This window comes from Vibrio sp. T13N (assembly GCF_032970445.1).
Lineage (GTDB): Bacteria > Pseudomonadota > Gammaproteobacteria > Enterobacterales > Vibrionaceae > Vibrio > Vibrio diabolicus.
In genome coordinates, this window is record NZ_JAWJYE010000001.1 from 464,535 (window position 1) to 488,316 (window position 23,782).

The 23,782-nt window shown below is 48.7% G+C and carries 16 protein-coding genes; 8 read left to right on the plus strand and 8 right to left on the minus strand.

Translation table 11 applies throughout. The features are described 5' to 3' along the window. Positions 1-359: 359 nt before the first annotated feature. Together R2S67_RS02080 and R2S67_RS02085 are read left to right on the plus strand one after the other, a co-directional pair. Positions 360-1,313, plus strand: coding sequence for a M23 family metallopeptidase (locus tag R2S67_RS02080; RefSeq protein WP_005395595.1), 954 nt, complete (start codon positions 360-362; stop codon positions 1,311-1,313). Beyond that, on the plus strand, positions 1,217-1,669 hold the full coding sequence (locus tag R2S67_RS02085) for a polymer-forming cytoskeletal protein (RefSeq protein WP_074190324.1): 453 nt from the start codon (positions 1,217-1,219) through the stop codon (positions 1,667-1,669). Before R2S67_RS02080 ends, R2S67_RS02085 begins: the two co-directional genes overlap by 97 nt. An 88-nt stretch (positions 1,670-1,757) precedes the next feature. Here R2S67_RS02085 and R2S67_RS02090 read toward each other — a convergent pair whose 3' ends face one another. Further along, entirely contained in the window at positions 1,758-4,508 is a 2,751-nt protein-coding gene (locus R2S67_RS02090; protein WP_317341906.1) for a M16 family metallopeptidase, read from the minus strand. A 364-nt stretch (positions 4,509-4,872) separates the two neighbouring features. Here R2S67_RS02090 and R2S67_RS02095 point away from each other — a divergent pair, with 364 nt between their 5' ends. Further along, positions 4,873-6,759 carry a methyl-accepting chemotaxis protein gene (locus R2S67_RS02095; protein WP_317341907.1) on the plus strand — a complete coding sequence of 629 codons (1,887 nt, stop codon included), beginning with the start codon at positions 4,873-4,875 and terminating at the stop codon, positions 6,757-6,759. A 117-nt stretch (positions 6,760-6,876) separates the two neighbouring features. On the opposite strand, the gene fecE is transcribed toward R2S67_RS02095, so the two are convergent. From fecE to R2S67_RS02125, 6 genes are all read right to left on the minus strand, one after another. Further along, the gene (gene fecE / locus R2S67_RS02100; RefSeq protein WP_005500016.1) at positions 6,877-7,641 is read right to left on the minus strand and encodes a Fe(3+) dicitrate ABC transporter ATP-binding protein FecE; all 765 of its coding nucleotides are present in this window, start codon (positions 7,639-7,641) and stop codon (positions 6,877-6,879) included. A 2-nt stretch (positions 7,642-7,643) separates the two neighbouring features. Continuing rightward, complete coding sequence (locus R2S67_RS02105; RefSeq protein ID WP_317341914.1) at positions 7,644-8,615, minus strand: FecCD family ABC transporter permease; 972 nt, start codon at positions 8,613-8,615, stop codon at positions 7,644-7,646. Further along, positions 8,612-9,571, minus strand: a complete 960-nt coding sequence (locus tag R2S67_RS02110) for a FecCD family ABC transporter permease (protein ID WP_236579292.1) — start codon at positions 9,569-9,571, stop codon at positions 8,612-8,614. Before R2S67_RS02110 ends, R2S67_RS02105 begins: the two co-directional genes overlap by 4 nt. Positions 9,572-9,645: 74 nt before the next feature. Further along, positions 9,646-10,569: a Fe(3+) dicitrate ABC transporter substrate-binding protein FecB gene (locus R2S67_RS02115; protein WP_317341918.1), complete on the minus strand. Its 924-nt coding sequence runs from the start codon at positions 10,567-10,569 to the stop codon at positions 9,646-9,648. Between the two features lie 101 nt (positions 10,570-10,670). Further along, positions 10,671-12,809, minus strand: coding sequence for a TonB-dependent siderophore vibrioferrin receptor PvuA (gene pvuA / locus R2S67_RS02120; RefSeq protein ID WP_317341919.1), 2,139 nt, complete (start codon positions 12,807-12,809; stop codon positions 10,671-10,673). Positions 12,810-12,929: 120 nt separating this feature from the next. Continuing rightward, a complete protein-coding gene (locus R2S67_RS02125) occupies positions 12,930-14,966 on the minus strand; it encodes a TonB-dependent receptor (protein WP_120459634.1) in 2,037 nt (678 codons plus the stop codon). Positions 14,967-15,213: 247 nt separating this feature from the next. On the opposite strand from R2S67_RS02125, the gene R2S67_RS02130 reads away from it, so the two are divergent. The 5 genes from R2S67_RS02130 to R2S67_RS02150 are packed head-to-tail and all read left to right on the plus strand — an operon-like array spanning position 15,214 to position 22,462. Next, a complete protein-coding gene (locus R2S67_RS02130) occupies positions 15,214-16,425 on the plus strand; it encodes an acetyl-CoA carboxylase biotin carboxylase subunit family protein (protein WP_203527848.1) in 1,212 nt (403 codons plus the stop codon). Then, positions 16,422-18,254 carry an IucA/IucC family protein gene (locus R2S67_RS02135; protein WP_203527845.1) on the plus strand — a complete coding sequence of 611 codons (1,833 nt, stop codon included), beginning with the start codon at positions 16,422-16,424 and terminating at the stop codon, positions 18,252-18,254. The genes R2S67_RS02130 and R2S67_RS02135 overlap by 4 nt, the downstream gene beginning before the upstream one ends. A gap of 6 nt (positions 18,255-18,260) precedes the next feature. After that, a complete protein-coding gene (locus tag R2S67_RS02140) occupies positions 18,261-19,466 on the plus strand; it encodes an MFS transporter (protein WP_047009667.1) in 1,206 nt (401 codons plus the stop codon). Continuing rightward, the gene (locus R2S67_RS02145; RefSeq protein WP_203527843.1) at positions 19,438-21,267 is read left to right on the plus strand and encodes an IucA/IucC family protein; all 1,830 of its coding nucleotides are present in this window, start codon (positions 19,438-19,440) and stop codon (positions 21,265-21,267) included. The genes R2S67_RS02140 and R2S67_RS02145 overlap by 29 nt, the downstream gene beginning before the upstream one ends. Further along, entirely contained in the window at positions 21,260-22,462 is a 1,203-nt protein-coding gene (locus R2S67_RS02150; protein ID WP_203527841.1) for a type III PLP-dependent enzyme, read from the plus strand. The genes R2S67_RS02145 and R2S67_RS02150 overlap by 8 nt, the downstream gene beginning before the upstream one ends. A 73-nt stretch (positions 22,463-22,535) precedes the next feature. On the opposite strand, the gene R2S67_RS02155 is transcribed toward R2S67_RS02150, so the two are convergent. Beyond that, entirely contained in the window at positions 22,536-23,780 is a 1,245-nt protein-coding gene (locus tag R2S67_RS02155; RefSeq protein ID WP_317341924.1) for an ABC transporter substrate-binding protein, read from the minus strand. Between the last annotated feature and the right edge of the window lie 2 nt (positions 23,781-23,782).

A 23,782-nucleotide genomic window follows, 5' to 3' on the forward strand; every position in this document is an offset into this window, starting at 1 on the left:
GCTATCATAAACAAGTTATCGATATAATGAATGTCGGTTTGATAAATTATCCAACATTTATAAGGTAAACCGTGAAGTAAGTTGAATTGCGTGAGGATGCTATTGGCAATATTCACAATCTAATTTCTCGGATAACCACCTTACAAATCAAAATCTTCAGTTCAATAAAGCGATTTGGAGTAACTACGACCAAAAGCGCTAGGATATTAAATCTTTATTGATTCTTTTATCTAATATCTGAAAACGCCTCACGGCCTGACACTTCTTTCCAATTTGCCTCTAGCGGTCCCCGTTCGTTTTCCTTACATTCCCATTAACTCAGTGACGAGACGTATACCAGATACGAGCAGTAGAAGACGATGAAAGACCAGTTGACGATCTCTATATCAACCATCAATGGCTCCAGACATTGGTACTTCAGTAAAAGGATGCAACGCAATCTAAAAACGTTTTTATGCTTTTTTGTCATTGCTCTGGCCGCAACCGCGATCTTAATTCATCACTTGTACACTCGCGTCGATAATGCCGCGTTAAAACAAGCTGAATTGACAGAACATTCGCGCACTATGGGTGAAGAGCTCAGCACACTGAAAGCATTAAAATCCGAGCTGGAAAGTGATCTCTCAGAGCGAGAAGAACGAGTACAACTTGTTTCGGAGCGTTTGGGAGAGTTAGAGAAAGTCCTTGGAGTTGGAGAACATACTACCACGGATAATTTGGATGCCCGACTTGATGCGGCGGCGATTACGTCGAACGTTCGCATGGTGTTGTTAAACCAAATACCAAGCGGGTCTCCGGTCGGTAAAGCGCGGCTCTCTTCTCGCTTCGGTAAGCGCATTCATCCGGTGACAAAAGTCGCTAAGATGCATCGCGGGCTCGATTTTGCCGTGAATACCGGTACTAAGGTTTATGCCCCAGCAGATGGGGTTGTGGAAGTCACCCGCCGCAGCAATAAAGGCTCTGGTAACTTCCTCAGGCTGCAACATTCTTTCGGTTTTTCGAGTTCTTATTCGCACTTGAAAAAGTTCAAAGTAAAAAGCGGTCAGTTCGTCAAAAAAGGGCAACTGATTGCAATTTCCGGCAACAGTGGGCTCTCTTCTGGCCCTCACCTTCACTACGAGGTGCGTTTTGTTGGGCGAGCACTGAATCCGAAGCCATTTGTCGATTGGAGCCTCAATGATTTCGAGGACATTTTTACTAAGGAGCGAAGAATACGATGGGAATCTTTAATCAAAACCGTGGAACAACGAGTAGCTCAGCAGCTTCAACTCTCATCGCCAAAGGCTGTGCTGTTAGCGGAGAACTCAAAGTAGAAAACGATGTCCAGATTGATGGCATCGTCGATGGTCAAATTAATGTAGAAGGCACTCTCGTCGTTGCAGAAAGCGGCCGAGTAAACGGTGAGATCTACGCTAAGCAACTGATCATCAATGGCATGATGGATGGTAACTGTCACGCAGAACACATTCAAGTACTTGCCAAGGGACGTGTAAGTGGGAGGATCTGGAGTAATAACCTCAGCATCGAACCTGGTGGTAAATTCTTTGGTGAAGCGGCCGAATTACCTGAAAAAGAAGTGGTGACACTGAAAGGGAAGACTCAAGAGAACGCCAGCACGAAAGAAAACAATACCAACAATGAAAAGCGACCTGCGCGTAAATCAGCTTAAACTCTTTGGTTAAAGTGCATAAAAAAGACGGCTTTCACGCCGTCTTTTTTATTACTAGAGACACGAGCTTCGTCAGAAGCTACAGTGATTATTCGGCCGGGTTTAAAATCATCACCGAGCGCTTTGCTTGTGGACCAAAAGCCGCTCTCGCATGCGCTTTCACTTCTTCTAATGTCACACTCTTAGCCGCGTTTTCAACGTCAAGTAACACATCGACGCCGTAATCATGCACCAAGTAGCGAGTATACGACCATGCGCGCTGAGCAGGGTTATCATCTAATCCTTGCATCGCTACCGCCAATTGCTTCGCTGCCGTATCCACCTCTTTTTGCGTGATGTTCGAAGCCAAGTCATCAAACATTTTGCCTAACTTGCTATCTAAAACTGCCACGTCTTCGGGCTCAACTTGAGATTCCAAGAGCCAATCAGAGATTGGTTCGCGATCTTGCGTCACGGTGTAAATATTTGGGCTGTAATCGAGACTAGACTCTTCTCGCACAATATCCAAGACACGCGCATTACTGATACGTTGCAAAATATCTTCGATAACCGTATCCCTTGCCGTACGTTGGTAATCGTTCGTGTTAGTCAAACGCATTACATACAAGGATGAAGGTTCATGACCATCCGCAACGACTGTTCGCGCCGGCACGTCGGTGTTGAACGCAACATGGTAATCAATCGAACGACCCGGTTTCATCTCGATGGAGGCCACATACTTACGCAAGAGTGGCGTAATTTCTTCCGGCTCGACATTTGCCACAATGACCATCTTAAAACCATCATTGGTTTTGAAAAGTTGCTCATGCACCGCCAGTATTTGCTCGGAAGTCACTTGTTCAACATCATCACTGGACACTATACGATGACGACTACCCGGCAAATAAGAATTGCCGTTTGCTTTCTGAATCAGTTTTCCCATCGGCGATTCAAAAAAAGCGCCACTCTGCTGTTTAAACTCTTGCTTTGCTGCCGCCATCTGGCGCTCGTCGACTTTAATCTCCGTCGCTAGGTTGTATAGTCCATTCAACGCGTAAGTTAAATGCGTTGTTGGCGCGGTAATTTGTGAACCGTGACTGGTCGCATCAAGAATCGCGCTAAGCGCAATGTTATTTTTGCGTAAGTAACTGTCTAACTCTGAACCAGAAAATGCCCCTAACCCACTGCGTATCGCCGTCGTTGCGGCGATTTCATACGCAGCATATAACGCTGGATCAACGGCGGCTTTACCACCTTGGCTCGCATAGTAAATATAAGCTCGACCACCCGCTTTGGCATCTTTTTGGAACCACACTTCGACACCGTTTGATAGCGTATAAACTTGAAAGCCACCCGCTTCCTGACGCATGCTGGTGATGGTACCTTCTTGAGTAGGCTGTAAGAATCCATCCACTTTGTCATACATCTTTAACGGTTTTTCGCCCGTTTGGAGGTAGGCACTGTATAGATCGGTAAATACATCATTGAACTGAGCTAACGTTTCACTTTTCCCCAACCCAATCACAAAGATTGGTTGCTCAGACAACAAGGCATTCAATTGCGTGTTAATGCTCTCTAGATTCTCGTTGTTGATGAATTCAGACAAACTCTGGGCGTAACTCTCTTTTGATTGACTCACACCGCCTTGGTCAATTTGGAAAACGCGCGCTTCTGCGTAACTGTTTGGCTTACGCTGGTCCCAGTCTGAATCAATATTTGCGAGCTCACCTTGCCAATTTGACATGATGCTCTCTAACTCAGATTGAGTCGCACCATAATCTCTCAGTGACGCCAACGTGCTGATGAAAGTTTGATGCATTTGTTCACGACGCTCAGGCGCAAACGAAATACCTGCCGACATCATGCGCTGGTAGTTGGAGTAGTAAGGCTGGGCATAAGCATACTGAAAAGGTTCAGCGGCATCATTAAGTACACGAATCAGACGTTGTTGAATTAGCTGTGTTGCGACTTCATCACGCCACACTTGATGCTGTTGTTCAATCGTAGTGCTGCCACTTAGACCACGCTCAATCACTAAATGAAGGCTTGGTGATTCCATCGTGTTACTTGGCAAGATTCGGTTTTGGTTGTTCACTCGAATATCGCGGCGCTTCTCTATTACGGTATCCGAGGTGCTTTCCCAGTTCGAGAATTTGTTTTTGATAATATTGGACAGTGAATCCACGTCGATATTACCGGTCACAACCAACTCGGCATTTTGTGGTTGGTACCACTTGTCGTAAAACGCTTTTAGCTTGCTTGATGAGGCATTTTGAATCGCTTCGCGAGTACCAATTGGGTCGTGCTCACCATACATAGTGCCTTCAATCGACGCTTGATAAGCATGCATAGAAAAGGACTTATCATCCGGGTTAGCACGTCGCCATTCACCAAGGATCACCCCTTTTTCTTTCTCTACTTGTTCAGGAGCAAACTGAAGTCCGTTTCCGATATCTCTCATCCACTTCAGGGCATCTTCCAGCTTTGTATTATTGGCAAGATCAAGTTGGTAAGAAGTTTGCTGATAAGTGGTAAAGGCGTTGATATCAGCACCAAAGCTACCACCAGATTGCTCGAAAAGTTTAACAACGTCATTGCCGGTAAAATGCGTGCTGCCATTAAACGCGATGTGCTCAACAAAGTGAGCGTAACCTTTTTGATTGGTTTCTTCTTGGAATGAGCCGACATTCAGAACCAAGCGGACCGATACTTCTTGGTCTTTTGTTGGGTAAAGATGGTATTTCATACCGTTCGATAACTGGTCGACATGCCAATTGGCGTCAGGCTGAATCGGCGTCGATTGTTGTGTCAGAGCACACCCTGACAGTAATAACGCGGGGACTAACAATATACTGCGCATAACTATTGCCCATAACAATGATTAAGCCGATCAATATAATCCTCGTTCGATGACCTTCACATTTTTAATGGATTATTTACCACTCAAACGTGACGCAAATCACCCTTTAATGAAATCAATTATCATTTACAAAAATAGACAAATCCTTACTTTACAAATAGATAAATAACACAGCTTAAAAGCCTTTTTCTTATTTGATGTAAAACTCAAAATCGCGACATGGAGTCAGTATTTATTTTGAGCAATAAAATATAATTATTGAACAGATTCGAATCTGACTTTCTGCTGCATATTCAACGGCTCGGTGAGTCCTGATGAGAATAAAAACACAACAACTATTATTCAAAGATCTATTATTCGCTTTATGTTCAAAAATCTATCATTAAAAAACAAACTGGCGATCTCTGCCAGTGCTGCCATCATTCTCGGGGGAGTGCTGGTAGAAGGGCTGTCTTTTCGAGATTCATTAAACAGACTGGATGTCGAAGTCGCGCAACGACTAGAGAGCACCAGCGCATCTTACAATCAATACGTAAAGGACTGGTTACTCTCAAAAGAGCGAGCACTGACGTCACTCTCTTCCGATTCAGAGAAGCGTTCTCTGGTTACGCACTTGAAACAAGTCCGAGACTCTGGCGCGTTTGATAACGTCTTTCTCGCTTACCCAGACGGCTCACAAGACAACGCCAATGGGGTGGTTTTGCCACCAGGTAATAACGACCCACGCAAATGGGGTTGGTACACCAACGCCATTGCCAATCCATCGAAAGTCTTTATGGATAACCCGACCGTTGCTGCTGCAACTGGTGCGAATGTAGTGTCGCTCGGTAAGGCGTTACAACTGCACGGCCAAACAACTGTACTGGGTGCAGATGTCGAAATTGGAGATATTTTAAACAGCCTCAACCAAGTGATCCTTCCGGGTGAAGGCTACATGTTTATTGCCAACGATCAGGGCAATATTTTCACCCATAACGACAGCAAGCTCCTAAACCAACCGGTTAGCAAACTGGGCTTAAACAACAACGACATCACCAACGCTGCACGCTCAGGCACTGAACGTCGCGTGTCGATCAGCGGCACCGATTATGTGATTTATGCGCGTCCAATTGAGGGCACCAAGCTCACGACGGTAACGGTGTTGGATCACAACTCGTTGGTTGCACCACTTTACGATGCCGTTTGGGATCAAATTATCGCGACGGCTATCGTGGTGATCATCTGTGTGGCGCTGTTTAACCTGTTATGTAACATCTTGTTCCGTCCACTCTACAACGTTTCGAATGCGCTTGCGCAAATCGCCAACGGTAGCGGCGACTTGACTCAACGCATCAAAGTAGAAAACCGTGACGAAGTTGGTGAGCTGGCTGAAAACTTCAACCAGTTTGTTGAAAGTTTACAGCAGCTTATAGGTCACATTCGTCACCAAGCGGAAGAGCTAAGCCAACAATCAGAACTGAGCACGACTCGCGCTAATCAGTCGGTTTCTGATCTGAACCATCAGCAACAAGAAATCACTATGGTGGCGACCGCTGTGACTGAAATGGCATCGGCAACGCAAGAGATTGCAGCACATGCAGAGCAGACGGCTAAAGCCGCTCAAGACTCTTCAGCGAGCACACAAAATGGTCATGAATTGGTGATCAACTCCAAGTCATCCATCAACAATTTGTCTTCTGAAGTCAACCAAGCGAGCGTTGTTATTGGCGAGCTCAACCAGCACGCGCAAGACATCTCAACAGTGCTATCAACGATTCGAGACATCGCAGAGCAAACCAACTTATTGGCTCTTAATGCGGCGATTGAAGCGGCGCGTGCAGGTGAACAAGGTCGCGGCTTTGCCGTTGTTGCAGACGAGGTTCGCGTGCTATCACAACGCACACACACCTCAACCGAAGAGATTCGCTCGACGATCGAGACTTTGCAGCAAACCACACAACGCGCTGTAACTATCATGGATAAAAGCTCTCAGCTGGCGCAAGGTTCGGTAGAAGATGCAGATCGCGCAGCACTGGCTCTGGATGAAATCAACGCGGCCGTTGCGCTGATCAGCGATATGGCAACGCAAATTGCGACCGCAGCCGAAGAGCAAACGCACGTAACCAATGAAATCACGCAAAACGTCACGTCCATTAAAGATGTGACCGATCACTTGGTGATTGGTGCCGAAGAATCGATGAATCAATCTGCTGAGCTGAAATCGCAAGCCGAGGATCTCAACTCGAAAGTGGCAACGTTTAAACTGGCTTAAACGCCACGTTAGGAACGCTCTTAAAAACAACAAACCCCGCTAGCAACTTTGTTACTAGCGGGGTTTGTTTTTATGGCTCGACGTTTTATTGCCGATAGCTTTCGAAAGACGTAAGACCTACACCGCCACACACATCGGCGTGCCTGAAATTGGATCGTTAAATACTCTCGCTTGTAAATCAAACACCGATGCCAACATGCCTTCTGTCAGTACCTCTTGCGGCGTTCCCTGCGTGACTAACTGACCTTTTTCCAACACCACCAAATGATCGCAGTAACGGCAGGCTTGGTTTAGATCGTGTAGCACTACGACCACTGTTTTGCCTTTGTCGTTCATATGCCTCATGAGTTTCATCAGCTCAACTTGGTGAGAGAGATCCAAGTAAGTGGTTGGCTCATCAAGCATCACTACGTCGGTATCTTGCGCCATTACCATCGCAATCCACGCCCTTTGCCTTTGACCGCCAGACAACGATTCAACTGGCTTGTCAGCAAACTCAATCACGCCAGTATCTTGCATTGCTTGCTCGACCAACGCTTTATCTTGCTGACTTAACCGCCCCCAGTGAGAGAGATAAGGCGATCGGCCATATTCGACCAGTTTTCTGACTGTAATACCTTCAGGACTGACAAGAATCTGCGGCAGTAAAGACAACGAACGCGCCAAGCGTTTATCGCCGTAGTTGCTTAGCGGTTTATCGTCATACAACACTTCGCCAGAAGCTGGTTTATTGATGCGTACCAAGGTTTTTAATAGTGTCGATTTACCGCAACCATTTGGGCCAACAAGCGCGGTAATTTTACCTTGAGGAATCGACAAAGAGAGATCTGGAATGATGGTCTGTTTGCCGTACGCGACGGATAAATTCTGCGTTCGTAACATGCTTACCAACCTCGATAACGATACAAAAGAAAAATGAAATATGGTGCGCCAATAACAGAAGTCAGCACACCCGCTGGCAGCTCAATCGGCGGCTGTAAGCCTCTCGCCAAGCCATCAGCGCAAATCACCAACAGCGCGCCAAGGGTTGCCGCGGCAGGAATCAACAACTTGTGGTTGTGACCAAACAGCAAACGCGCAAGATGCGGCGCAAGCAGGCCAACAAAGCTGATCGTGCCGGCCACAGACACGCTGACGCTCGCCAGCAGCACCGCAGCAATCAACGCAAGAATTTGGATCTGTCTTGGTTTCGTGCCAAGTGTAGTGGCACTTTCTTCTCCCAGTCCCATCACATCTAACCGCCATGCCAGCCAAAACGCCAATGGCAGTAGCAGCAATAGAGCACTCCAAATAAACGGCACTTGTTGCCAGTTTCGTCCCCACAAACTGCCCGTTAGCCAGACCATCGCCGTATTGATTTCGATAGGGTGCACAATTAGAAGAAAGTCGATACCGCTGGCTAAAAATGCGCTGACAGCAACACCAATCAGTGCCAAGCGCGCAGGTGTTGGCTTCGACCAATAAGCCAGCACAGCAATAAAGCCTGCGGCAAGCAAGCCTCCCGCCATGGCGACCATCGGCAACATTGCCACCGGCGCATTCGGATACAACACCAAGCAAGCGGTAGCCGCCAGCCCTGCCCCTGCGCTTATCCCCATCAAATCTGGGGAGGCAAGTGGATTGCGGATGACGCCTTGCACTAAAACGCCTGACAGCCCTAACCCAGCGCCCACGCCAATGGCGAGCAACATTCTCGGCAGTCGATATTGGTGAATCACAAAGTCCGAATCAGAGAAAGAAAACAGCAATGCAAAAACCTGTTGAGCCGATAGATTCGCCGCGCCAACAAACAACGTGAGAGAAGACGCAATCAGCAACAATCCAAGTAATACAAACAGTTTGGTTTGATTCATCATGATGATTTCCTCATTGCAATCGCGATAAAGCAAGGTGTGCCCAACAGTGCGGTAATCACGCCCACCGGCGTTTCGGCCGGAAAGGCAATCGCGCGTGACAAAGCATCTGACCACGTCACCAATGCCGCGCCACACAAAGCGGAAACAGGAATGAGAATGTGATAGTTGTGACCAACAATCGGGCGTACCAAGTGCGGCACTAACAACCCGACAAAGCCAATTGGCCCAGCAATCGCCACGCTAGTACCCGCCAACAGCACAACAGCTAAACCACTGATTAATCGAGTAAGACGAATGTTCCCACCCAACCCGACAGCCACTTCATCCCCCAATGCGAGTAAATTTAAGTTTCGCGCTAATCCCATGGCGAGCACCAAACCTAAAGTTGCAAAAGGCCACAGTTGCTGCCACTGCTGAGAGTCCACCGCAGAGAGTGAACCCGTTAACCAATGCAACACGCTGTAAGCCATGTCATCCGCCAAAATTACCGACGCACGAGTTAACCCTATCAGCAGCGCACTGATGGCAATGCCCGCCAACACCAAACGCAACGGGTGAGAACGCGCAGAGAAAAAACCACCCAACAACATGACCGCACCACCACTTAGTAGCGCGCCGAATACTGCGTTGATGATTGGGTTCAATTGACTAAAGAATGGTACGCCGATGGAGGCCAAGGCCATAAAACACGCCGCACCAGCATTAATGCCGAGAATGGATGGCGACGCCAAAGGGTTGCGAGTTAACCCTTGCATCAGCACACCGGATACCGCAAGCGAAGCACCAATCAATAACCCAGCATAGGTGCGAGGAGCGCGCAACGTCGCAAGAATTTGATGCAGCATATTGCCCTCATCAAACGCAAACCAATAGCTTGTCAGATCATTAACGCTCAAAGAAAAGTTGGACCAGCCAATCATTGAGGCTGCATAGCCTGAGAGCGTACACAACGCCATAGCACAGACAAACAAGCTCGCTTTCCAATGCGATTTGCTAACCGAAGACGGGCTTTCTGAGATTATCGACACACTCATGAGCGCCCCAATAACGCTTCAAGGTTGCGGGCAATTTCTTCCGCCGCCAACATGCCGCGATTTAATGACCACAGTTCCGGAGAGACTTCGACCAGTTGCTGTTTTTTCGCAGCAGTTAGCAACCTAAACAATGGGTTTTTGCGCCACTCATCCACAATATTTGGTTGAGAGTAAAGTCCAACTAACAACCAATCAGGGTTGGTTTTTAGTAAAAGTTCGAAACTGGTTGGGATATACGCTTTTTGCTCAGATGGAGCCAGCGGGCTTTGGATGCCCAGCGTACTCAAAACGCCCCCAGCGTAAGAAACCGGGCTATGCAGCCACATCCCTTTGTCAGAAACCACACCAAACTGAATGGTTTCTTGTGTCGCAAAATGCTGTTTGAACTCCGCCATTGTCTGTTTGTGCTGCTCAATTCGTTGTGTCATTTTCGCTTGTTTGCCAATTGCCACGCCGATTTTGTGTGCGGATTCGAGATTTTCTTGATATGTCTCACCACGGCTTTTTAGCAGCAAGGTTGGCGCAATTCGCTGCAAATCTTGATAAATCGCACGATGACGTTCTGCATCAGCAATGATCAAATCCGGCTTGAGCACCGCAATCGCCTCTAAACTCGGTTGTGAGCGCATGCCGACCGATTGCCAAGGTTCAATCTTGGCTCGAACAGCAGGGATAACTCGTGTGGCATCGTTGTCATCGGCAACGCCTACCGGTGAGACATCGACTGCCGCTAATGCATCGACAAACGAAAACTCTAAAACCACAATACGTTGAGGTATCGCTTCTAGCTCAAACGTGCCTTGCTCATCTTGCACGCTGCGCGCCTGAGAAAATGCGCTAAATGACATCAAAGCTGAGCTCAGTAGCATCAGCAAAACGGTTGAAAAGTGTTTGATCGTAAATTGTTTTTTATTTTTCATCTTGCTTTTTTCCAGTGCTAAGAGTTTTCCAGTACCTAAGATCGGCAAAGTCGCCAAGGTAAATTGGCGACTTTTCTTTTCAAACTCGGTGAACGAAACGCTTAAAACTGATAGTTCAGATCCAGTGTGTAAGAGCGTCCCGGAGCTGGGTACCGACCAACTGGGCTTGTATCAATCCCGCGGAAGTAATACTCCTCGTCAAACAAGTTGTTCACCGCAACATTCATGCGTAACTGGCCTTTGTCGTCTTTGTATAAATCCGTCCCCAAGTTGAAGTTCCATACCATGTAAGATGGTACTTTACCCGTTGCGCCTGTTGCATCTTCGGCACTGGTGTTGGCGTTATCGGTATACGAATCACTGAAGTAGAAGCCCGATAGCGTGGTGTCCATGCCGTAAAACGCGTAGGTCGCATCCCAACCAAGTTGATGTTTAGAGGTGTAAGGCAGCTGGTTACCTTTATTCGCACCTTCTTCTTCAAGCGTGGCATCGAGGTAGTTGTAACTTGCGCCCAAGCTCAGAGCAGGTAGAACTTCAGGCACGTAACGAGCAGAAAGTTCTAAACCTTGGTGAAGTGTTTTTCCGATGTTATCGAAGGTCTGCGTTGAGCTTTGCCATTGCAATTGATCTTCAAAGTCGATGCGATAAAGTGCAGCGTTAAAGCTGGTCGCATCTTGGGTGTAACGCGCGCCGACTTCGTAGTTCCAAGCCAGTTCGCTACCTTCTTCACCCAAACCTCGGATGTAGGCAATTTGTGGCGCACGAAGTGATTTTTGCGCGTTCGCATACGTCACCCACTGGTCAGTTAAGTTGTATGCCACCGTCAAACCTGGCAACCATTCCGTCACGGTGTTGTCTGCCGTTTGTTTTTTACCACGATCGGTAAACGTCATTCGAACCGACTCAACACGCAACCCAGGCGTTACCTTCAATGTATCATTGAACAAACCAATTTCGTTGCTAACGTATCCAGCAAACGCGTCCGTATCTAAATGCCAATCACGCGGAACGCTGGTTGCACCACCGGCGATTGGAGTCTGAGTGAGTTTGTAGTCAATGTCTTCGTTAACATAACGGGTACCCACGATCCAGTTTTGAGTAACGGATTTACCTTCGCCAAAGTACATCGCCATTTTTGGCTCTATACCATACACGGTAAATTCACGTGGAGAGGTACGAACGTCCGTCGCTGGCAAAGCCGGATCCGCCCAATGGCCACCCGCGCTGTTAAAGCCCCACTTGAAAAGACGCTCTGACTTATGACCAAACGTTAGCACTTCTAGCTCGGCACTGTCGGCAAATGGCAAATCGTGGATGTACTTAACACTCCAGCGCGTCGACTTACCTTCATAATCATCGTAAGGACGTTTCGATTGGTGACGATCTTGCTCGTAATCTTGTGGCGAAAGTGCGCCCGGCATTTGCGTTTCAGCATCGTAACGTTGCAGGAATGCTTGAATCTCTTGAGTGTCACTCAATAGCCACTGTGCTTTAGCTTGAAAGTTCTTCACGTCCGTATCGGAATGTTCACGGAAGCTTTCACCTTTTAGGAAGTTACCTTCCAACTGCAGTGCAAACGTGTCGCTTAACCAGCCGCCCGTGCGCAGGTAAAAATCATTCAGCGGCGCATCACCGCCATCAAACACGGTAAGACGGTTACTGATTTCAGTTTGCCACGTGTGTGGAATCGGTTTGGTCACTAAGTTGATCACACCACCGACGTTGTTTGGGCCGTACTGTACTGCGGCACCACCGCGTACAATGTCAATACGATCAAGCATCGACAGTGTTGCTGGGAAGATAGACTGACCAGTATGGCCGTATGGCGCGAGCGTTAGCGGCACACCATCCATCAAGAACTGAGCATGACCACTACGGCTTGCTTTCAAACCACGTACAGAAATGTTAGGCAATACGCCCGTTCCGCTTTCATCCTGAACTTTAATACCCGGCACGCGCTGTAGCGCGTTATCAATCGAGCCTGCGGCGGTTTTCTCGATTTGATCGCGGGTAATGACGGTACGAGCACCTGGGTACTCTTTGACATCTTCAATTTCAGAGTTACCAATCACGCTACCAGTGACAACGACGGTTTCCATCGCGGTAGTTTGTTCTTTTTTAGCAGGAGCGGCAACCGCGCTCATGGATGTGGCAGAAGCGATTGCAATCGCAAGCACACTGTAAGTGGTAGACAAACCAGCACGTACACGCACTTTACCATCCAAATTCTGGTAAGACATTAAGATCTCCTTTGCGAGAAATTGAGCCTCGGGCAGAATACATCCCGTAGGCTCTCGGGGCTAAACATCCTCAATATGAGGTAAAAATTGGCTAACAGGCGCTAACTACGCACAAAAAGCCTAGAACTGATATCCGTAGCTGAGCATGAACTCGGCTGGTGCGCCGTAGCCAATCTGGTTTAAGCCAGACGTGCCGTTTGTTGCGCCAAGAATGTATTTCTCATCCAAAATGTTGTAAGCGTTCGCTTGGATTTTGTGACGACCAGTGGTGTACGCCGCCATCAAATCCACCGTTGTGTAATCGCCAAGTGCGACTGCTTCGTCGTTACCTGCGTAACGATCGCCCACGTACTTCACACCACCGCCTAAACGCCAGTTGTCATCCAATTGGTAAGTGCTCCAAAGAGAGAACAAGTGGTCTGATACATCGTTCGGCTTTTTGCCTGTGGCTTTGTCTTCCGCATCCAAATAGCTGTAACCCACAGAGATGTCCCACTGTTTGGTGATTTGACCGCGAGCCTCTAATTCAATGCCTTGGTGACGCACTTCAATTTTATCGATCACATCGCCGTCTACGTTAGTTTGTGGCTGCTCTTGATCAATCTGGAACAGTGCCGCATTCAACATTAATGCGTTATCCAGCAGGTACGCTTTCGCCCCCACTTCTTTTAAGTCGGTATGGAAGAATTCCGCCAACTTTGGATTGATGTAGATGCCTGCGTACGGCAACTGCCAAGAGCGCGCTAAACTGGCGTAAACGGATGTGTCGTAATTGATGCGGTATACCAAACCAGCGCGATAGCTGACTTTGTCATCGTCCAATTTTTCCTTACCTGAACCCGCTTTTTGTTGTTCGAGTTCCATCGAGTCGTAGCGCACATTACCGATCAAAGAAAGGTCGCCCCACGTGTACACATCTTGCACGTACACACCCGTGGTTGTGGTGGTATTGTCACGGAATGGTTTGAAGCCCGGATCGGGTGTTGGGCCCACAACTGGGTTGTAGATATTTTGCGGAGGAAGCGTTTTGTCACTTGCCAACGTCAGGTCGATATCAATTTGGTTGAAATCCGCGCCCAACATCAATTGGTTGTCGTTGGTTTCCCAAATCAGCTCAGATTGCAAAGTGGTTGTAGTACGAGGGTCGTAGCCAAAGTTATTCACGGTTTGAGACACTTCATTGCCCGTCACTTTGCCCTGACGCGTGCCTTTTTGCTCAAGTTCGATATGGTTGAACGCCGCTCGGTTGTTCCATACCCATTGATCGTTCAAACGCCATTCGTAGTCCACTGCAACGCGAAGACTGTCCGACTCCTGATAATCGTTCGTGCCACCAAAGTAAGTACTCACTGGCAAATCAACTGGCTTGCCATTTTTTGATGGCACACCACGATATGGCACTAATTCTTGATGGGCGTATTCAACGTCAATATCAATGGTGTGACCGTCCGCTGGCAACACGCGAATGGTCGGCGCGATGAAGAAATCGTTCGAATCAACATGATCGACGTAAGAATCGGCCTGACGGTATTCCAAATTAATACGTCCGTTGACCTTGTCGGAAAACGCCATTGAGCTGTCGACTTGACCAACATACTGGCTGTTGCTGCCCACACTGCCTTTTACGTGGGTGAAGTTATCGCCGTTTGCGCGCTTCGTCACCAAGTTGATGATGCCACCTGCCGAGCCACGGCCATACAGCGCGCCTGCCGGGCCTTTCACAATTTCAACGCGCTCAACGTTCGCCAAGCTGCGGTAAGACTGCAACGTACCGTCGTCTCGCATACCGTCACGGTACATATCATTGAGTGAATCAAAACCACGGATCATGAACTGATCGCGGCTGCCTTCACCCAAGGTGTTATTGACCCCAGCCACCCCATCTAACGCATCCACTAAGCGCACCGCGCCGCGATCTTGCATTTCTGTTTTGGTCACCACCGAGACCGCTTGCGGCACATCAAGCCACTCGACGTCCGTTTTGGTGCCCGATTGAGGCATATGTTCAGCGTAACCTTCGTACTGATGTCCGTAGACTTGAATGGTTTCGGTTGCCGATGGGGTTGAGTTTGTCTCTTCTGAAGCCACTGCGCTTGGTACCACTAGTGAAGAACCAATCGCGACCGCCAAAGGGGTCAGGGTCAATAATTTATTCATTCCATAATTCCGTTTAGTTGTTATAAAGCCAACGGATAGAAATAAGAACAAATATTATTTACATTTGCAATATTAATTTTATGCTCTATATTTATTTACCCTAAAAACACAAGCAACAACAAAAAATCAAACACAATAACAATAAAGACCAAACCTTCTGCCCCGTAGCCTCGCGAGAGGCACATTGGAAGCCGACTGTGAGCAGACAGTATCAACGTTAGGAAATGTTAGAAAATTAGGAAAGCTCATGAAATCTACGATGATTATCGTAAGTCATGTCGTTAATGATGCAGTCACTCACGGCTTCGTGCCTGCAGCTAAAGCGATGGACCTCCACGTCGTTCTTATCACCGATCACAAGCTCAGCCATTTAGAGCTGGCAAGTCGTGATAGTCACTTTAATCCGGATGCCATTCTAGAGTGCGATGTCTTCAATCCCTTGGAGATCATCGAAACCATCACTGAGAATGAGTTAAAACCCGACGCTATTTTCAGCAATAGTGATCACTTACAAACTTCCACCGCCATATGCGCACAATTTTTTGGTCTACCGGCCAAAGATTGGTCTGTCACGTTAAAGGCCAAAAACAAACACTTAACTCGACAAGTGTTGAATGAAAAAGCCCTACCCAACACACAAAGCTGTTTGTTGCACCGGCATTCGAATGTGGCATTAGGCATGGCCTTCCCTGTCGTAGCAAAACCCAAAGAAGGCGTGGCGAGTTTGGATGTGCAGCACTGTGACTCCCAAAGCGAGCTCGACGCATACTGCGATGCGTTTTGGCAAAAACACCCAAACGCCGCCATTCTGGTGGAGCAATTCCTTCAAGGACCTTTGGTTACGCTCGAAACTCTGGGAGATGGTGAGCGCCTTATCGCCGTCGGCGGTTTTGATGTGTCGCTCTCTGAGCCGCCTTACTTTATCGAAACAGCCGCAGACTGGAACGGACCAAACGGCATTGCTCACCGAGAAGCTTGTTTGGCTCAACTGAAAGCGTTCGGCGTTGGTTTTGGAGCTTGCCACAGCGAATTTATCATCACGGAAAACGGCCCAGTTCTGGTGGAAATTAACTACCGCAGCATTGGGGACGGTCGCGAATTCTTGCTCAACAATCTCGCTCACTTCGGTTGGTTTAGCACAATTTTAGGTCTGCATTTGGGCCGAAGATTGGATGGCGATTACCAAATTCATGGCTCAGCACACGTGCACTATGTGGTTGCGGAGCACAGTGGTGTGATTGATGGAGATTCGACCTCCTTCATCCAACACGATGGCGATGTCATCACCCAGCAACAAGTACTAAAAAACGCAGGAGAACTCTTCCAACAGAGTTATTCCAACAAGGATTATCTCGCCCGAATTTCGATTGTCTCGCCATCGGGGCGAAACCTCGACCAAGCGCTGCAGAACGCGCTTAGCAATTTCAATCTAGCTCCGACTCGCGAGGTGGCAGCATGAATCACAACGCTTTATACCTAACCCAACGATTGATCGATACTTGCCTGCGCGAAGACATGTTTGGCATTTTATCGAACGCCAAGTTCAGTAGCGCCGCACCAAAAGGGGTTATTGTTCCTCAACGCGAGCAAGTCTGGCTAACCTTTGATAATCCGGATTTCACGCTCTATTTACCTGTTGTGCCAACGTATTACATGCAGCATTGGTGTTACGGCCAAACCAATGGCCAAGCGCCGCTAGGTTGGTGGGTGGAGAAAAATGGCCAAGTCGAGCATCAGCAGCATTATCAAGAGTGGATTGCGCTACTAACGACATTGGCGCATGAGAGCTCTCACGAATTGTTGGCGGGCTATCTTCAAGAGCTGGAATGCGCAGAGAAACACAAAGCACTGTGTGACCAAGCGTTTCGTCACCACGCCGACCACATTTCTCAACCAATATCCAAGCTTGGCTCTTGGCATCAAAAACTGCTGCTTGCCGACCAGATCGCTTCTTACCTTGACCACCCGTACTATCCAACTGCGCGTGCGAAGTTTGGTCTGAGCGATGAAGACCTTGCTGAGTACGCGCCCGAGTTCGCACAAAGCTTTGCTCTGCATTGGATTGCGATTGAAAAATCACTGGTGACATTAACCAGCGAACAACCTGATTGCTGGCCGACGATGGAGCAAGTGGGGCTTCCTGCTGATTTTGCACTGAGCCACGTACTGTTCCCTGCGCATCCGCTCACCCTTCGCTCTTTAGAAGCCTTACCCGAAGGCATGATAGAAGCGCCGTTTACGTACCTAGACGTGACGCCAACGCTTTCCGTTCGTACTGTGGTAGTCAACGACGCGCCGCATATTCACATCAAAGTTCCGCTGATCATGCGCTCGCTAGGCACGAAAAATATTCGCTTAATCAAGCCTTCAACACTGTATGACGGCCACTGGTTTGAACGCCTACTCAGCCACCTTGAACAAACGGACGCCGACTTAAACAGTCGCTTGTTCCATTGCAACGAAAAACACGGTGGACACGTCGGCGAGGATAAAACCTTCGCGTACATCGTACGTGAGTACCCACTTACTCATTGCAAAGATAAAGCGTTAGTTCCGGTTGCCGCACTGGCAAGCCCAATGCCTGACGACCGCTTGTTCTTAGAACATTTGGCAGAGCAGTACTATCAACAAGATACGCTGGCGTGGTTCCAAGATTACGTCGACCTATTATGCCAAGTGCACCTCACCTTGTGGCTTCGTTATGGCATCGCATTGGAGTCCAACCAGCAAAACGCCATCGTTGCATTTGATCAACAGGGCAAAATGACGCTCGCGATGAAAGACAACGACGCAGCGCGAATTTGGCCAGAGCACTTCCACTTTGCAACAGAGCATGCAGCCCAAAAACAGGGCGCAGGAACAATTCCAGTGGATTGCGATGAACTGCTCGACCAACGCATCAAAGTCGACAATGAATTGGCGCTCGGTCAGATGTTTACCACCATCACATTACAATTGGATATCGCAGCGATTGTAGAAGCCATGGCAGCGAAGGGCATTGCCTCTTCAGCATCGCTTTACGCCATCGTGGCCAAAAGCATTGCAGAGCAACTCAACCGATTGGAAGGCGAAGGGTTAGAAACAAAACTGGCACGCGAGTTACTGCAAGATGCGCCTGATTTGTACGCCAAGTACTTGTTGAGCTCTGGCAGTTTGCTCTCGAAAGAGGCCTCCGGCGCGAGTGACATCAATAAGTTCTATGGTTTGTCGGCTCCGAACTTCTTGCTGCTTTCTAGCGAAGAAGCGCAACGCGCCTACTTAGAAGCCATCAAAAAAAGCGTACGTTAAACGATTATGACCAAACTCATCTACAGTGTGTTGTTGTGCCACTTTATCGCTGCGTTTGCCGCGTTAGGTATGCCGCTATTTCTACCCGTCGTGTTGCCAACGTTAGGCGCAAGCATTGATGCGGACTGGGCAGGGGTATTGTTTATCCTACCCACGTTTTGTACTGCGTTGGCGGCGCGATTTTGGGGCAACTTTGCCGATCGCTACGGTCGCCGCCGCTCACTCTTGCGTGCGCAACTTGGCCTTGCAGCAGGGTTTGCGCTGTGCGGCTTGGCAGACAACCTCGCCATGTTTGTGTTTGGTCTTATTGTTCAAGGAACCTTTGGCGGCACCATGGCCGCCTCGAACAGCTACTTATCTAGTCAAATTAAAGAAGCCAAAACACTCGGCAAGTCACTCAATAAAACCCAACTATCTGCTCGCTTGGCGCTGATCGTTGCGCCCATTGGGCTCGGCTGGAGCTTGTCAGAGACCAACCCGCTCAACGCATACCTGTGGTTATGCGTTTTGCCTTTAATTGCTATGGGCATCACGCTAACACTGCCTGCGGATAAACCCGCCGAACGAAACCTCGAAAAGCCAAACTCAGAATCTCAGCAAGAAAAACCGGTTGCACAGAAAAACGCAATGCATGCCATTCGTTGGATCTTCTTTGCTCAGTTCGGGTTTGCATTTTCCATGGTGGTGACCTTTCCTTATTTCTCGCCGTTTGTGCAGCAATATGGCATCACTAACCACGCATGGATCGGTTTTTTGTACGCACTGCCGCATGGCTTCTATCTGTTGCTGGCAGGCAAAATCCACGTGTTGTCAGATGGGCTGAATCGCCATCAACCGCTGCGCACGTTGTGGCTCGGGTTTGCATTGCTGGCCGTGAGCTCTGCTTTGCATTTGATTGCGTCCGAAACCGCACTCATTGCTGCGAGAATTATCTTCGGCATCGCGATGGTGTGTTGCTATCACGGATTGCATCAGCATCTTGCGAGCAATCTGGATCGCAAACTCAGTGGCAAAGTATTTTCTCGCTTTGATGCCATGTCCAAATGGGGTGGCGTGGCGGCGGGATTTTGCGCTTCTTTCATTTCTAGCTTGGGGCTACTTGAGGTTCCTTTCCTACTTTCTGCGATAGTCAGCGTAATCACCTTGATCGCGCTGGTTCTCCATTCAAAATTTGGAAATCAACATGTTACAAACTCAATCCTCTCAGACTAGCGAGTTGCGCGCGCATGATGTGGAGCTCAATCGGGAGAAGGCCCAACTCAACACGATAATGGGTGTTCTTAATTGTTACTTACGTGAATTTGCGCTACCGAATCAACAAGTGGAATGGCACTACCAATCGACATCGCTGCCCCAAACGTTAAAACGCAACTATTCCGCCAAACAACGGGTAGCCGTTCATCTGTCTCAACAAAATGGCGTGTTGGTTTTGCCGATTCACTACGCGAGCAAACTGGGCAAAATCAAATTGGCAGAACTGCCTTGGGCGAAAATGCCGGGATCTGGTTGGGCGAAATTGGATGCCACGCAAACTCTTACGCTTTTGCTTAACTATCTCAAGCAGGTGTTGGCGATCCCATTTAACCATGAGCTGATCGAACAACTGGAAAATAGCGTGCTGGTTACCGAGCAGTTTCTCAACGTCGCACCCAAATCGCATCACAACGAATTTATCGCTTCGGAACAATCTCTGATTTGGGGGCACACTTTCCATCCGACCCCAAAAAGTCGTTCGGGCGTCACCATGGATGATCTCTTGGCGTTTTCTCCAGAAGTCGGCGCGCAAGTGCCGTTGTACTGGTTTGAAGTGGATACGTCCTTACTTGATGTGCTGAGTTCCGACGGAGACGCTAACCCTGCGCAGCGCATGCTACAACAGCTCGCGCCACAACACACCACCAGCAATGGGAAGACCCTCTACCCTTGCCATCCTTGGGAAAGCTACACCATTTTGAGCACCCCAAGCGTGAAGCGTGCCATTGAGCAAGGCAAGATCACGCCACTGGGTTTAGGTGGTGAAAAGATGCAGCCGACCTCTTCAGTTCGTACCCTCTACCACCCAGACATGGACTGGTTTGCAAAATTCTCCATCAACGTACGATTAACCAATTGCGTGCGCAAAAACGCGTGGTACGAACTCGACAGCGCCGTGCAGCTCACGTCGATTCTTAAACCAATTAGAGAAAACGAACAGCTGCACAACCCCGTATTTAAAGTGATGACAGAGCCTTACGCCACCACGTTGAATCTAGAAAGCGTCGCTGAGCGTAATTGGGGCGACAACACCAAAGCGCGCGAATCGTTTGGGATTTTGTATCGCGAAAATTTCTCGCTAAGCGAAGTCGATATCTTAAAACCAACCCTCGCTGGCGCTCTGTTTGCTTACGACAAAAACGGCAACAGTTGCATTGCTCAACGCCTTAAAAACAAAGCGCGTACTACGCAAAATCGCTATTCCGACATCGCGACACTGTGGTTTGAACGCTATTTGCATTGCCTAATTCCGGGTGTGTTTAACTACTACTTCAAACACGGGGTGGCGTTTGAGCCGCATTTGCAAAACACCTTGATTGGCTTTGAGCAAGAGATGCCGTGTTGTGTTTGGATTCGTGATTTGGAAGGCACTAAATTACTGCCGGAGTTCTGGCCAGCAGAAACATTAGCTGACTTGTCTGAACGCGCGCGACAATCGGTTTACTACAGTCGCGAACAAGGCTGGAATCGCATCGGATACTGCACCTTTATCAACAACATCAGCGAAGCGATTTTCTTCATCGCAGAAGGTGATGAACCACTAGAGCAAACGCTGTGGAATGCGGTGCAAAGTGCCATTGTGCGTTGGCAATCCGTGAATGGAAAACAGCCGGAACTAGAAGCGTTGCTGAATGGCGGTCACTTCCCAAGCAAAAATAATTTCACCACGCGCTTGATGCAAAAAGCCGATAAAGAGTCGGGCTATACCCAAGTCGCCACGCCTTGGCAGCAACACGAAAAAGGAGCGCAACATGCCTAATTCCCTCTCTCTACCGACACGCGTTAGCCAACAAGTTCACACGCTCGCACAGCAGCAAAATCAACCCTTGTGCGCGTACTTGTATGACCTAAACGCCTTAGAAGAACACATCAAACAACTGCGTCACGTTTTGCCGAAAAATGTCGAGCTATTTTACGCGGCCAAAGCCAATCCATCGGGCCCGATTCTCAAAACGCTCGCGCCGTATGTCGATGGTTTTGAAGCAGCATCTGGTGGGGAGTTGGCACACCTCCACCAGCAACAACTCGATAAGCCATTGATCTTCGGCGGCCCAGGAAAAATGCCAAATGAATTGCAACAAGCGATTGAACTTGATGTCGATGCGATTCACGTCGAAAGCCTCACTGAGCTGCAACGCATTGGTGCCCTAACCGAGCGCCTCAACCGCCCTGCTTCGATCTTTTTGCGTATGAACATCGATATTGGCGACATCACGCTCAGCAAGTTGGCAATGGGCGGCAAGCCGACTCCTTTTGGTTTGGACGAATCCGAACTGAGCAATACTTTGATGTTGCTGCGCGATTTTCCGCAAGTGTCACTGAAAGGCTTCCATTTTCACTTGATGTCGCATCAGCTTGATGTTGAACGTCACTTAGCGTTAATGCAGCGCTATTTCCAAGTCGTGAAAGCGTGGCAACAGGAGTTCGAACTCGGTGAGCTGATGATCAACTTGGGCGGCGGCATGGGCATCAACTACCAAAACCCTGAGCAACACTTTCCGTGGATGGAGTTTTGCGACAAGTTGGAATTCCTCATCGCTAAAGAGCAAGTGCAAGATTGGACACTGCGTTTTGAATGCGGACGGTTCATCACGGCGGCATGTGGTTATTACGTCATGGAAGTGCTGGATATTAAGCAAAATCTTGGCGAAAACTTTGTCATCGCGCGCGGAGGAACCCACCATTTCCGCACGCCAGCAGCGCAGAGCCATGATCATCCATTCGTCATCCTGAAAAGCGAGCAACACCATGAGATTTCTCACCCAATTCAGCATGCACAAGCGACCTTTGTCGGCCAGCTTTGTACGCCCAAAGATGTGCTGGCACGCAATCAACCCGTCGCCCACGTCGATATTGGTGATTATGTTGTGTTTACCTTAGCGGGCGCCTATGCGTGGAACATCTCCCATCAAAACTTCTTGATGCATGAACCGCCGATCTTCCACTATTTCTAAACGGCATACTTCGCTTTACTCAAGCCCCAATCATTGGGGCTTTTTTATTCCACTCGGCACAAATTCATTGCCATTAACCGCTTTGCGAAATAGCAATAATGCGTTTTATCAGCTCGTCGGGTTCCATATTGGGATTGCGGTAAAAACGGAAGATTTCCGAGTTTATCGCTTGCTGAGCAACCGGATTGACCGCCATCGAATCAATCATACTCGGCACAGCGAGGTTGTGTTTAACGCCGTAGTGAAAGTCTTGATATGACTGGACCTGACACGGATTAAAATCGCTGATGTCGATATCGGTGCGTACCGGAATCGAGCCTTTTATCTTATTGAACTTAGCTTGAAACTCGACGTCTGCCAGCGCGCTTGCGGTTTGCTGAGCCGCCTCGGCAGAAAACGACTTGCTCGACATAAACACCAAACTGTCCATGTTGTAGAGGAATACACCATCGCTGTCAGGTGTTGGGTAACAGCCGACCTCTTGCGGAACTGAGACTTGATTGGCGAGCAGCTCACCCAAAATCCAATCACCGCCGATTTGAAACAGCGCCTGACCGTCGGCTAGCGCTTGGGTCGCCGTATCCCACTTACTGTCAGGTAATTGGTTGTCGATCAACAAACTCAGGCGACGAAATTGCGTCAGTGCTTGGCGCAGTGTTTCGCTGTCGATGCTGTTGCGTTCAAGTTTAACCATTGCATTGGTGTAGAACTCAACGCCGCCAGTGGAGATCACTAAGTTCTCGAAAAGTTGGGCGACTTGCCATGGCTGCTCACCGACCGCGATCGGTACGATGCCATTGTGCTTAGCAAGCTCCATGGCAGCGAACATCTCTTGCCAGTTTTTCGGCGCGGACAGATTCAGCTGTTTAAGCAGCTTGTGGTTGACCCACAACCAGTTCAAACGGTGCAGCGTAAGTGGCAGGGCGATATAGCCGTTTTGTGTTTTATTGATTTCGATAGACAGCGGGTAGAGCACCTCGTCCCAGCGCTGCTCATCGGCCACCGCGTTGACGTTGTGCAAAATACCGATGGCATCCCACGCTTTAATACTTGGCCCTTCGATTTGCGCGAAGCTCGGTGGATTGCCCGCCAGCGCGCGAGCTTGCAGTACCGTCATCGCGCTGTCACCACCACCGCCTAACACCGGACTTTGCAGCAGCTCAATATCGTGCCGTTTTAGCTGAGCTTTAAGTGTTTGCAGCGCTTGCTGCTCGCCGTCAGAAGTCCACCAATGTAAAAACTCTACCCCTTGTGGCGACTCAGCGTGAGCGACGCAAGGGGCGAGCAACAGTGGGAACAAGAATGCCAGTTTGTTCATAG